This window comes from Rhodococcus sp. NPDC019647 (assembly GCF_044389235.1).
Taxonomy (GTDB): Bacteria; Actinomycetota; Actinomycetes; order Mycobacteriales; family Mycobacteriaceae; genus Rhodococcus_F; species Rhodococcus_F oxybenzonivorans.
Genome location: NZ_JBIRXS010000001.1, coordinates 681,519 through 694,299 on the forward strand (window position 1 = coordinate 681,519; position 12,781 = coordinate 694,299).

The following is a 12,781-nucleotide window of genomic DNA, read 5'->3' on the forward strand; positions in this document are numbered from 1 at the left end:
GCCGAACTGCCGGGCTCCCGTGTGCCCGGCAGGACAGTACCCCGCAGTTGCCCTCGAGACAGACAATAAGGATCACTGACGTGCAGACCCACGAGATTCGCCGGCGCTTCCTCGACCATTTCGTCAAGGCAGGCCACACCGAGGTAGCCAGCGCCTCGCTGATTCTCGACGATCCGAACCTGCTGTTCGTCAATGCGGGAATGGTCCAGTTCGTGCCGTTCTTCCTGGGCCAGCAGACCCCGCCGTACTCGACGGCGACCAGTGTGCAGAAATGTGTGCGCACCCTCGACATCGAAAACGTGGGCATCACGACCCGGCACAACACGTTCTTCCAGATGGCCGGAAACTTCTCCTTCGGTGACTACTTCAAGCGGGAAGCGATCAAGCATGCCTGGGCGTTGCTGACCGGCAGCGTCGACGACGGCGGCTACGGATTCGATCCCGAGCGAATCTGGGTCACCGTCTACCTCGACGACGACGAGGCCCGCGACATCTGGCGTGACGAGGTCGGCGTTCCGGAGGCGCGGATCCAGCGCCGGGGCATGGCCGACAACTACTGGTCCATGGGCATCCCCGGGCCGTGCGGGCCCTGCTCGGAGATCTACTACGACCGCGGCCCCGAGTTCGGCAAGGAAGGCGGCCCGGAGGCCGACGAAGACCGCTACATCGAGATCTGGAATCTCGTGTTCATGCAGAACGAGCGCGGACTCGGCATCAGCAAGGACAATTTTGAGATCCTCGGCCCCCTGCCGAAGCAGAACATCGACACCGGCATGGGAGTCGAGCGCGTCGCGTTCCTGCTGCAGGGCGTCGACAACGTGTATGAAACCGACCTCGTCCGCCCGGTGATCGCGAAGGCCGAGGAGTTGTCGGGCCGCAGGTACGGCGCCAATCACGACGACGACGTCCGGTTCCGGGTGATCGCCGATCACGCGCGTACGGCGGCCATGCTCATCGCGGACGGCGTGAATCCGGGCAACGACGGACGCGGGTACGTGCTGCGCCGACTGCTGCGGCGCATCGTGCGATCGGCGAAGCTGCTCGGTGCCGACAAGCCGAGCATGCGTGACTTCATCACCGTCGTACGCGACACGATGGCCCCCTCCTACCCGGTTCTCGACAGCGACTTCGGCCGCATCGAGACGGTCGCGGTCGGTGAGGAGACGGCGTTCCTCAAGACCCTCACCTCGGGGTCCAAGTTGTTCGAGGGTGCCGCCGAGTCCGTGAAGGCCTCCGGGAAGTCGGTCATCGGCGGCGATCAAGCCTTCGCGCTGCACGACACCTACGGCTTCCCCATCGACCTCACCCTCGAGATGGCGGCCGAGGCCGGATTGTCGGTCGACGAAGACGGATTCCGCACGCTGATGGCGGAGCAGCGTCAGCGTGCCAAGGACGACGCCCAGGCACGCAAGCACGCGCACGCCGACCTGACCGTTTACAAGGAACTTCTCGACCGCGGTCCCACCGAGTTCACCGGTTTCCACGAACTGGTGTCCGAGGCTCGTGTCCTCGCCCTGATCTCCAACGGGCAGCGCGTTCCCGTCGCCGCCACCGGCCAGGACGTCGAGGTCATTCTCGACCGCAGCCCGCTGTACGCGGAAGCGGGCGGCCAGATCGCAGACCTGGGCGCGTTGACCGGGCCGGGACTGCGCGTGAAGGTCAACGACGTCCAGAAGATCGCGAAAAAGCTGTGGGTTCACAAGGTCACCGTTCAAGAAGGCGAGATCACCGAAGGCGACGTCGTTCTGGCGCAGGTCGATGCCGGGTGGCGTAAGGGTGCCACCCAGGGTCACTCCGGTACGCACATGGTCCACGCCGCCCTCCGACAGGTCCTGGGGCCCAACGCCGTTCAGGCCGGTTCGTTGAACAAGCCCGGATATCTGCGGTTCGACTTCTCGTGGCAGGGTGCGCTCACCGAGTCGCAGAAGCAGGACATCGAGGTCGTGGCGAACGAGGCCGTGGCCGCCGACTACGCGGTCAACACGTTCGTCACCGACCTCGACAAGGCAAAGGCGATGGGCGCCATGGCCTTGTTCGGCGAGAACTACGGCGACGAGGTACGTGTCGTGGAGATCGGCGGACCGTTCTCCATGGAGCTGTGTGGCGGAACACACGTGGGAACCTCAGCGCAGATCGGCAACGTGACCCTCCTCGGTGAGCAGTCCGTCGGCTCGGGTGTGCGGCGTGTGGAGGCCTACGTCGGGCTGGACTCGTACCGTTACCTGGCCAAGGAACGAGCGCTGCTCGCCGGACTGTCGTCCTCGCTGAAGGTGCCCTCCGAAGAGGTGCCTGCCCGTGTCGAGGCCTTGGTCGAACGGCTTCGCGTTGCAGAGAAGGAGCTCGAACAGGCTCGGGCACAAGCAGTTCTGGCCTCCGCAGGCACCTACCTCGACAAGGCTCAGCGAGTGGGACCGGTGCTGCTGGTGGCGGACTCGGCTCCCGCCGGTGTCGGTGGCAACGACCTCCGGAGTCTCGTCACCGACATTCGCGGACGGTTCGGCACGCAGCCGGCTGTCGTCGCCCTGTTCGGTGATGCCGACGGCAAGGTTCCGTTCGTTGTCGCCGTCAACAAAGCGGCGCAGGAACTCGGGGTCGCGGCCGGTGACCTCGTGAAGGAGTTCGGCCCCCTGATCGGGGGTCGCGGCGGCGGCAAGGCGGACATGGCCCAGGGGTCCGGCTCGGACACCACCGGCATCGCGGCGGCCCTCGATGCGGTCCGAGGGGCCGTGGCGGACAAGGTAGGGAACCAGTAGCGGTGCATCGCGCGGAACAGGGCGGTCCGGATCGACCGGGCGTCGACGACCCTGGGCGCGGTCGACGCATCGGTATCGACGTGGGGAGCGTCCGGATCGGAGTCGCCTCGAGCGACCCCGACGGGGTTCTCGCCACCCCTGTCGAAACGGTTTCCCGGTCGAAGGAACGCGGCCCCGACGCGCCGGATATCCGGCGCATTGCCGACATAGTCGAGGAATACGAAGCCGTGGAGGTTATCGTCGGTCTGCCGCAGACCTTGCGGGGCGAACGAGGCAAGGCCGCCTCGCTCGCTACTGTGTTCGCGAAGCGATTGCGAAGGGCGGTGGATCCGATCCCGGTGCGGATGGCGGACGAGCGTCTGACCACCGTCACCGCCACGCGGGCGCTTCGCGAGAGCGGTGTCAGTGCGAGAAGCCAGCGTACGGTGATCGACCAGGCCGCGGCGGTGGCGATCTTGCAGGGGTGGTTGGACGAGCGGAGCAGGTCGGTGAATGCAGGGGATTCAGTCGGGGACAGGCAGCAACCGGAGGCGGGCCAGTGAGCAATCATCGGCGGCCGGCAGGGGAACAGCCTGGTTTCGACTATCCTCCCCGTGAACCGCGGCGACACCGCTATCTCGACGAAGACGAACCGGTCGAGTACGAGTCCGTTCCCGAGCGCTCTGATTTTCCGGACCATGCGGAAGCGGCCGAACTCGGTTACCACCGCACCGGCTACGACGATTCCGCGCTCGATGATCGTGTGTACGGCTACCACCAGCCCGGTCCCGACTACCTCGCGCGCCAGGATGCGGCCCACTCGGAAGCTGCGCACCACGAGCCCGTGCATCGCTACCGTGAGGACCCCCTCGACGAGCCCGCCCACGAGCACACGTACGACCGGTCCGCGTATGACCAGGAGGCGTATGACGAGCGCGAAGTTCACGAACGCGAGTACGACAGCCTGCCGGTCGATGACCATGTCTCCGTCGGGGGGCGACATGACGCACCGTACGAGAGAGCCGACGCCGCGTTCGACGAGGCCGAAACCCAGGTCATCGCCGCCATTCCTGTCGAGCGTCCCGCCCCGCCGTCGCGCGTGCACGCGCGACGCGAGCAGAAGTCCCGCGGCCGGGCACGCAGGGGCAAGATCCTCGGAGCGCTGGCGGCCGCAGTCGTACTGGTCGTCTTGGCGGGAATGGTCTTCGTCGGCGGCAAGCTCTTTTTCGGTGGCCCGGACGCCCCGGCCGACTACGCAGGTCCGGGCGGACCCGAAGTCGTGGTCCAGGTCCATGCGGGGGACACCGCGGAGGAGATCGCGTCCACGCTGGCCGAGCGAGACGTGGTGGCCAGCGGATCGGCCTTCTTCAACGCCGCGGTCCAGAACACTGCGATGAATTCGGTGCAGCCCGGTTTCTACAGTCTCTCGACACAGATCCCTGCCGTGGACGCCGTCCGAGAACTCGTCGATCCGGCGTCGCGTGTGGGCCAGATGATCATTTCGGAGGGCCGTCAGCTCCACGACACAACCGACGTGCAGACGGGTGCAGTGAAGAAGGGGATCTACACCCTCATCTCGGAGGCAAGCTGCCTGGGCGAGGCCGGGCAGGAACGGTGCATCAATTACGACGAACTGAACAACGCCGGTGCGGGCGACATCGGCGCACTCGGGGTACCGGACTGGGCTAGAGATGCCGTTGCCGGCGTACCCGACCGGGACCGGCAGCTCGAGGGTCTCATCGCCGCCGGCAGCTGGGATTTCGATCCGACGGCCGGTGCTGCCGAGATCCTACGGAAGCTCGTGACCGAGAGCGCGGCGAGCTACGAGGAGACGGGCATCCTCACCGCGGGAAACGTGGTGGGCCTTTCCCCCTACCGGATGCTCATCGCCGCGTCGCTGGTGGAGCGGGAGGCGATGCCCGAAGACTTCGCGAAGGTGGCGCGCGTCATCTTGAACCGGCTGGCGGTCAACCAGGCGCTGCAGTTCGACTCGACGGTCAACTACGCGCTCGACACGACGGAATTGGCCACCACCGATGCGGATCGGGCGACGGTCACCCCGTGGAATACCTACGCCAGCCCCGGCTTGCCGGCCACCCCGATCTCGTCGCCGAGTATCGCTGCCCTGCAGGCCGTCGAATCCCCGGAGCCGGGGGACTGGATCTATTTCGTGACCGTGGACGCGAAGGGGACGACGCTGTTCACCAAGAGTTATGAGGAGCACTTGTCCAACATCGACCAGGCGCTGAACAACGGGATCCTCGACAGTGGACGGTGACGTGAGGTCGGCACGCAAGGCTGCTGTCCTGGGAAGCCCGATCGCCCACTCCCGGTCTCCGCAGCTGCATCTCGCGGCGTATCGGGCGCTGGGACTGACCGACTGGACCTACGAGCGCATCGAGTGCGACGGGGAACGTCTTCCGGGTCTCGTGTCTGGTCTCGGCCCGGAATGGGTGGGCCTGTCGGTCACGATGCCGGGCAAGATTGCGGCGCTCGACTTCGCCACCGAGCGGACCGAGCGCGCGGTGACGATCGGCTCCGCCAACACGCTGGTTCGCATCGAGGGCGGATGGCGTGCGGACTGCACCGATGTGGACGGCGTCCGGGGTGCTTTGACCGCGGGCGGGATCGGCACGATTGCCGGAGCCGACGCCGTGGTCGTGGGCGCGGGCGGGACGGCGAGGCCGGCGCTGGTGGCACTCGCCGACATGGGTGTGAAGAGCGTCACCGTGGTGGCCCGGAACGAGGGTCGGGCCGCGGGCGCGCTGGCATGTGCCGAGGCGATCGGTCTCGAGGTTCGACTCCTCGGCTTCGACAGCCGCGAACTTGCCGCGCGGTGCGCCGGAGCGGCCGCCCTTGTCAGCACCGTGCCGTCCGCCGCAATCATCGACTGTGCGGATGTCCTCGGACAGGCGCCGTTCGTGCTGGACGCGATCTACGACCCCTGGCCGACACCGTTGGCCGCAGCAGTAGAAGCTGCCGGTGGAACGGTCGTCGGCGGGTTGTCGATGCTCCTCCACCAGGCCTTCGGGCAAGTGGAGCAGTTTACCGGCCGGCCTGCGCCGAGAGAGGCCATGGCGGCCGCATTGGGCTAGTTGTCCACAGGCCCCGGTTTCTCCACAGGCCAGGGGATTTCTGCACGTCGTCGTCGACGAGGCTTCCCGTGCGCCGGTCACGCTGTGTACATGTGGTTGCTTATCTCGGTCGGCGTACTCGCCGGCGCAGGCGCAGGATGGTGCGCGCGGCGTACGGCGAAGAGGTTCGTCGGCGACGCGGCCGTGCGACCCGGATGGTGTGAAAGTTCGTGCGCTGCGGGCGTGGCGGTCGCGGTGTGGTGCGGATCCTCGGGCCGGGAACCGGAACCCGCGTTGGTTCCTGTCGCCGTCCTGCTGGGATGGTGGTGCGTCAGCCTCGCCGCCACGGACTGGTGTGCGCGCAGATTGCCGAACATCCTGACTCTGCCCGGATTCGCGGTGGTCGTCGTCCTTGCTGGTATTTCCGGTCAGGCGCCGGCCGCAGTGATCGGGGGCGTACTTCTCGCGGCGGCGTATCTCCTTCTGTATCTCTGCGCGCCCGGATCGCTGGGGGCGGGCGATGTCAAGCTCGCGCTGGGTGTGGGCGCGCTGGCCGCACTGGGTGGGGGAGGAGCGTGGGTGTGGGCCGCCTTCCTGGCACCGGCGTTCACGGCCGCTGCGGGGTGCGTCGCACTGGTCAGGGCACGGTCGCGCCCTTCGCGCCGGGGGTCGGACGCGGCTTCTCCGGCGAGTGTTCCCCACGGGCCGGCCATGTGCGCTGCGACCGTCCTCGCGCTGCTGGCCACGCACCTTCCGTGAGCGCCGTCTTCGGTCCGCGCCGGGTTGGGAGGACCACCGTCACTGCGGGTCGCGGCGACGTGGAAGGATATTGGTCGTGCTGCGCTGGATAACTGCCGGAGAATCCCATGGTCCCGCCCTCGTTGCGATGCTCGAGGGAATGGTTGCGGGCGTCGAAGTGACGTCCCAGGACATCTCGACTCAACTCGCGCGACGGCGTCTCGGTTACGGGCGCGGCGCACGCATGAAGTTCGAGGCCGACAAGGTCACCATCGTCGGAGGTGTGCGCCACGGTCGGACGCTGGGTGGGCCCATCGCGGTCGAGGTGGGCAACACCGAGTGGCCCAAGTGGGAAACCATCATGTCTGCCGATCCGGTGGATCCCGACCTGCTCGCCGATCAGGCGCGGAACGCACCCCTCACTCGACCGCGACCCGGGCACGCCGATTACTCCGGCATGCTCAAGTACGGTTTCGACGACGCCCGTCCCGTTCTCGAACGGGCGAGCGCGCGTGAAACCGCGGCGCGCGTCGCGGCTGCGACCTTCGCCCGCAACTTCCTCCGCCAGGTATTCGGCGTCGAGGTGTTCTCACACGTCATTTCCATCGGTGCGTCCGATCCGTACGTCGGTGTGGAGCCGACGGCGTTCGACATCGCGGCGATCGATGCCAGCCCGGTGCGCGCATTCGACAAGGCAGCCGAGGAATCGATGATCGCCGAGATCGAGGCGGCCAAGCGCGACGGCGACACCCTCGGCGGGGTCGTCGAGGTGGTCGTGCACGGGCTCCCCGTGGGTCTCGGCTCGTTCATCAGTGGCGCGGATCGTCTCGACGCCCGCCTCGCATCGGCGCTCATGGGCATTCAGGCGATCAAGGGTGTCGAGGTCGGCGACGGTTTCGAGACAGCCCGCCGCCGCGGCAGCCAGGCACACGACGAGATGCGCCCGGGTCCCGATGGCATTCTGCGATCCACCAATCGCGCCGGCGGGCTCGAAGGCGGCATGACCAACGGTGAGGCACTGCGTGTGCGCGCCGCGATGAAGCCGATCTCGACCGTTCCCCGCGCCCTTTCCACCGTCGACATGTCGACGGGTGAAGAAGCCGTCGCGATTCATCAGCGCTCCGACGTGTGTGCCGTGCCCGCCGCGGGTGTCGTGGCGGAGGCCATGGTCGCGCTGGTTGTGGCCCAGGCTGCACTCGAGAAGTTCGGCGGCGACTCCATTGCCGAGACGGCCGCGAACTTCGAGCGTTACGCCTCCGGTGTCGCCGCGCGGCTCGCGCGATGACCGCCCCGTCCGCCATCGAAACGAGGCGGTGACGGGCCGTGGCACCGAAAGCTGTGCTCGTCGGCCCCCCGGGAGCGGGTAAGTCGACCATCGGCCGACGTCTTGCGCAGGCCCTCGACCTGCCGCTCTTCGACACCGATGCGGCGGTCGAGGAGGAAGCGGGGCGCACCATCGCGGAGATCTTCGTCGAAGACGGCGAGCCCGCATTCCGCGCCCTCGAGGAGGAGATCGTCCGCAAGGCGATCGAGAGTTCCGAGGGTATCGTCTCGCTCGGAGGCGGCTCGATACTGTCCGAGCGCACTCGGGCACTCCTGAAAGGCCACACGGTGATCTATCTGGAGATCAGCGTGGGTGAGGGCCTGAAACGGACAGGAACGAGCACTGCACGTCCCCTGCTCGCCGGTGGCGAGCCCCGCGAAAAGTACGCCGAGTTGATGCGCAAACGTCGGCCGTTGTACCGCGAGGTGGCGTCCATTCGGATACGGACGGACGGACGTAGCCCCGCGCGGGTGGTGCAGCAGTTGGTCGCGAAGCTTGCCGGATGAGGTGCGACCCCGGCGGAACAGGTGATCCGAGAACATCGGACGAGACGGAGCGGAGCAGACGGTGACCGAACCGGTACGTGTACAGGTGCAGACGGCACACCCCTACCCGGTGATCATCGGGCGTGGTCTGCTCGGTGAGCTGGTGGACGAGCTCGCCGGAACCAGGACGGTGGCGATCTTCCATCAGCCGCCGCTGGCCGAAACGGCGGAGGCAGTGCGGGCGGCACTCGCCGAGAAGGGCATCGACGCTCACCGGATCGAAATTCCGGACGCCGAGGACGGCAAAGATCTGGCCGTGGCCGGCTTTTGCTGGGAGGTGCTCGGCCGGATCGGACTCACCCGCAGTGACGCCGTGGTCTCCCTGGGCGGCGGCGCGGCCACCGACCTCGCCGGATTCGTCGCAGCCACCTGGATGCGCGGAGTGCGGGTGGTCCATGTGCCGACGACCTTGCTCGCCATGGTCGACGCCGCGGTCGGCGGAAAGACAGGAATCAACACCGAGGCGGGCAAGAACCTTGTCGGTTCGTTCCACGAGCCGTCGGCCGTGCTCATCGACCTCGTGACACTGGAGACCGTGCCCCGCAACGAGATCGTCGCCGGGATGGCGGAGGTCATCAAGACCGGATTCATCGCCGACCCCGTGATCCTCGACCTCATCGAGAGTGACCCCGAGGCGGCGCTCGACCCGACCGGGTCCGTGCTGCCGGAACTGATCAAGCGTTCGGTGGAGGTGAAGGCCAAGGTTGTGGCGGCCGATCTCCGCGAATCCGATCTGCGGGAAATTCTCAACTACGGGCACACGCTGGGTCATGCGATCGAGCGGCGCGAGCGCTACCGCTGGCGTCACGGCGCCGCGGTGTCGGTCGGACTGGTGTTCGCGGCCGAGCTGGGCCGTCTGGCCGGCCGGCTCGACGACGAGACCGCCGATCGGCACCGCCGGATCCTCGAACTGGTCGGGCTCCCCACGACGTACGACGCGGACGCGTTCGGTCAGCTGGTCGAGGGAATGCAGACCGACAAGAAGAATCGCGCCGGCGTGCTGCGGTTCGTGGTTCTCGACGGACTGGCAAAGCCCGGACGTCTAGAGGGCCCCGACCCATCCTTGCTCGTCGCGGCATACTCGGCCGTCGCCCGCGAGGAGACCGCCGGCGGCGCAGTCCTTCTCTGACCCAGGAACACGACACTTCTCTGACGCCGAGACACGCCGCGGCGGAGGCGAGCACCCTGCTCACCTCCGCCGCGGCGGCGTCTTCGGACCAGACCGACCCGTGCGGTCTACTCGCCGCGTTTCGGCTCTTCGGGGTTGCGCTTGCCGAGGTCGACGGGTTCCTGCCAGGTGGTGTCCTGCCCCTCCCCGGCATCGAGGTCCGAGGTGTCCTGGCGGTAGTTGTGTACCGGTTCGAAAACCGCAGTGTCGGCATCGGGATCGGCGTAACCGCTCTGGTCGTACGTTCCGTCCGGATAGTGCTGTCCATAACCGTTGTCGTCGGCGACAGCAGCGGCTGCCGTACCTCCCGCTGCTGCGCCTGCCGCCGATCCGGCACCCCGCCGGGCATCTCGGTCGCCGCCACGCCCTTGCGATGCCTTCTTGGCGTCACGCCCGGCAAAGAAACGGCCCAGGAAGACGGCCAGCATGGCCGGAACGAAGATGAGCAGGACAGTGAAGGCGGCACCGGAGGTGATTTCGAAGAAGAACGAGTTCTGCGTGACGTTGAGGGAGGGCAACAGATCGGCCAGCCAGCTGCCGACCCCCGCAACGATGCCGCCGAGCAACGCTGCCTTCAGCCACAGCATGGTGAGGTCGGCACCCTGGTCGGGGTCCGGGTTGCGATGCCGGTCCCGGATGCCGTCGATACCCGCCCAGATCAACGCCACCAACACCACGACCAGCAGAGCCACCCACCTCAGGATCGAACCTTGGAGGGGCCACTGTGTGATTGCCGCACCGAGCAACACACGAACCAAAATATGTATCAGGGCCATCCCGAGGCCGCGTACCACCCACGCATTCATGGGCACAGCGTAACGAGAAGGTTTTCCGGCGTGTGGTCTAACCCACAGACGCGCTGTCTGCAACCTGTTCTCACCGCCGATGGTGGTCGATCTCGGCGCCGTCGCGCGGGTCGTGTCCCTCGTCAGCGGGGCGGGTGGCAATGCCGGTACGTTTGCTGACATGCCTGCTGATCATGGTTCGCGGCGCGCGGCACTGCGCGCGGCGCTCGCCGCCCGCGATCTCGACGCACTTCTCGTGACGGACCTGGTGAACGTGCGGTACCTCACCGGCTTCACCGGGTCCAATGCCGCAGTGCTCGTCGACGCGGCGGACGCCGACGGCGCCGAGGAACGCACGGTGATCTGCACGGACGGGCGCTACCTCACCCAGGTGGCCGATCAGGTACCCGACCTCCGGGCCGAAATCGCCCGCGCCAGCGCCGCCCACCTCGTCGAGTCGGTCGCCCGCCGGACGGCGTCGTCGCTCGCCTTCGAAAGTCATGTCGTCACGGTGGACGAGTTCGCCGCGTGGTCGCTGCTCGCCCCCGATACGCGCCTGGAACCGGTTCCCGGGCTGGTGGAGGAGCTGCGCATGGTGAAGGACGACTACGAAGTGGCGTTGCTCCGGGCGGCGTGCACTGCCGCCGACGCCGCGCTCGCCGACCTTCTCGAGCGTGGCGGACTCCGGACGGGACGCACTGAGAAAGAGGTGGGGCGCGAGCTCGAGGCTTTGATGCTCGATCACGGTGCCGACGGCATTTCGTTCGAGACGATCGTCGCGGCGGGTGCCCATTCGGCAATTCCCCACCACCGTCCCACTTCGGCGGTGCTGCAGCGCGGCGACTTCGTCAAACTGGATTTCGGGGCCGAGGTCGGTGGCTACCACTCGGATATGACGCGCACGTACATCCTCGAACAGGCAGCAGACTGGCAGCGCGAGGTGTACGCCCTGGTCGCTCGCTCGCAGGCGGCCGGATGTGCCGCCCTGCGGCCGGGCGCCGAGGTCACCGCCGTCGACGCGGCAGCCCGCAGCGTGATCGAGGAAGCGGGCTACGGAGAGCTGTTCCTGCACGGGCTCGGGCACGGCGTCGGCCTGCAAATCCACGAAGCACCCGGAATCGGCAAGCTGGGCACCGGTACACTTCTGGACGGTGCGGCGGTGACCGTCGAGCCGGGCGTGTATTTCTCCGGGCGCGGAGGCGTGCGGATCGAGGACACGCTCGTGGTCCGGGAGCAGGGTCCGGAGCTACTCACCCTCACCACCAAAGACCTGACTGTCGTGTAGACGGTTTCGACCTTATCGAGGAGACGCGAAGCAAGTGGCTTCCACTAGTGATTTCAAGAACGGCCTGGTCCTGCAGATCGAGGGCCAGCTGTGGACGATTATCGAGTTCCAGCACGTCAAGCCGGGCAAGGGCCCCGCATTCGTGCGAACCAAGCTGAAGAACGTGCTGTCGGGCAAGGTCGTCGACAAGACCTTCAACGCCGGCGTCAAGGTCGAGACTGCCACCGTCGACCGACGCGACATGACGTACCTCTACCACGACGGCAGCGACTACATCTTCATGGACGGTGACACCTACGACCAGATCTCGATCAACGAGGCGACGGTCGGCGACGGTGCACGCTTCATGCTCGAGAACATGGCGGTCCAGGTTGCCGTGCACGAGGACGTCCCGCTGTTCGTCGAGCTGCCCGTCACGGTGGAGCTCGAGGTCAAGCACACCGATCCGGGTCTGCAGGGCGACCGCTCCACCGGTGGCACCAAGCCCGCGACTCTCGAGACCGGTGCCGAAATCCAGGTGCCACTGTTCATCAACACCGGCGACAAGTTGAAGGTCGACTCCCGCGACGGCAACTACCTCGGGCGTGTGAATTCCTGAGTGTCCGGTACCCATAAAAAGCTCGGCGCACGGCACAAGGCCCGTAAGCGCGCCGTCGACTTCCTCTTCGAAGCGGAAGCGCGCGACCTCGACCCGGTCGATCTCGCGACCGAGCGGGCGGACATGTCCGGCAAGGACGAGTCCGTTGCGCCCGTCGCTCCGTACACCGTCACCGTGGTCACCGGCGTGGCCGAAAACCTCGACCGGATCGATGCGGTGATCTCCTCGCACCTGCAGGACTGGACGCTCGAGCGGCTGCCGGCGGTGGACCGGGCGATTCTGCGGATCGCCGTGTGGGAGCTGTTCCATGCCACCGATGTCCCGCCGGTCGTGGCGGTGGACGAAGCGGTGGAGCTGGCCAAACAGCTTTCCACCGACGACTCGCCGGGATTCGTCAACGGCGTCCTCGGCCAGGTGGTGCTGGTTGCCCCGCAGGTGCGGTCGGCTGCCGCGGCCACCTCCCGGCGTGCCGAACCAGGAAGCGACGAGCCGGACGATCCGCGTTCGTAGGTTGATCTGCCTCACTCCGGTC

Annotated in this window: 12 protein-coding genes; 11 read left to right on the plus strand and 1 reads right to left on the minus strand. The window is 67.1% G+C overall.

Annotation, left to right across the window (positions count from 1 at the left end; all coding sequences use genetic code 11):
• The first annotated feature begins 80 nt into the window (after positions 1-80).
• From alaS to aroB, 8 genes are all read left to right on the plus strand, one after another.
• Positions 81-2,753: an alanine--tRNA ligase gene (alaS, locus tag ACH49N_RS03300; RefSeq protein WP_358270071.1), complete on the plus strand. Its 2,673-nt coding sequence runs from the start codon at positions 81-83 to the stop codon at positions 2,751-2,753.
• Between the two features lie 2 nt (positions 2,754-2,755).
• Complete coding sequence (ruvX, locus tag ACH49N_RS03305) at positions 2,756-3,295, plus strand: Holliday junction resolvase RuvX (RefSeq protein ID WP_358270069.1); 540 nt, start codon at positions 2,756-2,758, stop codon at positions 3,293-3,295.
• Positions 3,292-5,010 carry an endolytic transglycosylase MltG gene (gene mltG, locus ACH49N_RS03310; protein WP_358270067.1) on the plus strand — a complete coding sequence of 573 codons (1,719 nt, stop codon included), beginning with the start codon at positions 3,292-3,294 and terminating at the stop codon, positions 5,008-5,010. Before ruvX ends, mltG begins: the two co-directional genes overlap by 4 nt.
• A 1-nt stretch (position 5,011) precedes the next feature.
• Positions 5,012-5,827 carry a shikimate dehydrogenase gene (locus ACH49N_RS03315; protein WP_374434552.1) on the plus strand — a complete coding sequence of 272 codons (816 nt, stop codon included), beginning with the start codon at positions 5,012-5,014 and terminating at the stop codon, positions 5,825-5,827.
• Between the two features lie 90 nt (positions 5,828-5,917).
• Entirely contained in the window at positions 5,918-6,565 is a 648-nt protein-coding gene (locus ACH49N_RS03320) for an A24 family peptidase (protein WP_358270065.1), read from the plus strand.
• Between the two features lie 76 nt (positions 6,566-6,641).
• On the plus strand, positions 6,642-7,829 hold the full coding sequence (aroC, locus tag ACH49N_RS03325) for a chorismate synthase (protein ID WP_358270064.1): 1,188 nt from the start codon (positions 6,642-6,644) through the stop codon (positions 7,827-7,829).
• A 38-nt stretch (positions 7,830-7,867) separates the two neighbouring features.
• Positions 7,868-8,374: a shikimate kinase gene (locus tag ACH49N_RS03330; RefSeq protein WP_358270062.1), complete on the plus strand. Its 507-nt coding sequence runs from the start codon at positions 7,868-7,870 to the stop codon at positions 8,372-8,374.
• 61 nt (positions 8,375-8,435) lie between these two features.
• Positions 8,436-9,542, plus strand: coding sequence for a 3-dehydroquinate synthase (gene aroB / locus ACH49N_RS03335; RefSeq protein ID WP_109330293.1), 1,107 nt, complete (start codon positions 8,436-8,438; stop codon positions 9,540-9,542).
• A gap of 107 nt (positions 9,543-9,649) precedes the next feature.
• Here aroB and ACH49N_RS03340 read toward each other — a convergent pair whose 3' ends face one another.
• Complete coding sequence (locus ACH49N_RS03340; RefSeq protein WP_358270060.1) at positions 9,650-10,387, minus strand: B-4DMT family transporter; 738 nt, start codon at positions 10,385-10,387, stop codon at positions 9,650-9,652.
• A gap of 160 nt (positions 10,388-10,547) precedes the next feature.
• On the opposite strand from ACH49N_RS03340, the gene ACH49N_RS03345 reads away from it, so the two are divergent.
• Genes ACH49N_RS03345 through nusB form a run of 3 tightly spaced genes read left to right on the plus strand, consistent with a single transcriptional unit; the run spans position 10,548 to position 12,759 of the window.
• Positions 10,548-11,651 carry an aminopeptidase P family protein gene (locus ACH49N_RS03345; RefSeq protein WP_358270058.1) on the plus strand — a complete coding sequence of 368 codons (1,104 nt, stop codon included), beginning with the start codon at positions 10,548-10,550 and terminating at the stop codon, positions 11,649-11,651.
• A gap of 34 nt (positions 11,652-11,685) precedes the next feature.
• On the plus strand, positions 11,686-12,249 hold the full coding sequence (efp, locus tag ACH49N_RS03350) for an elongation factor P (RefSeq protein ID WP_109330289.1): 564 nt from the start codon (positions 11,686-11,688) through the stop codon (positions 12,247-12,249).
• Positions 12,250-12,759: a transcription antitermination factor NusB gene (gene nusB, locus ACH49N_RS03355; protein WP_317764153.1), complete on the plus strand. Its 510-nt coding sequence runs from the start codon at positions 12,250-12,252 to the stop codon at positions 12,757-12,759. It abuts the gene before it with no gap.
• The last annotated feature ends 22 nt before the right edge of the window (positions 12,760-12,781 follow it).

Bases quoted from the DNA above. Each gene is read 5' to 3' on its own strand.
- ACH49N_RS03320 (WP_358270065.1), top strand. From the start codon at position 5,918: ATGTGGTTGCTTATCTCGGTCGGCGTACTCGCCGGCGCAGGCGCAGGA.
- ACH49N_RS03340 (WP_358270060.1), bottom strand. From the start codon at position 10,387: ATGAATGCGTGGGTGGTACGCGGCCTCGGGATGGCCCTGATACATATT.
- ACH49N_RS03345 (WP_358270058.1), top strand. From the start codon at position 10,548: ATGCCTGCTGATCATGGTTCGCGGCGCGCGGCACTGCGCGCGGCGCTC.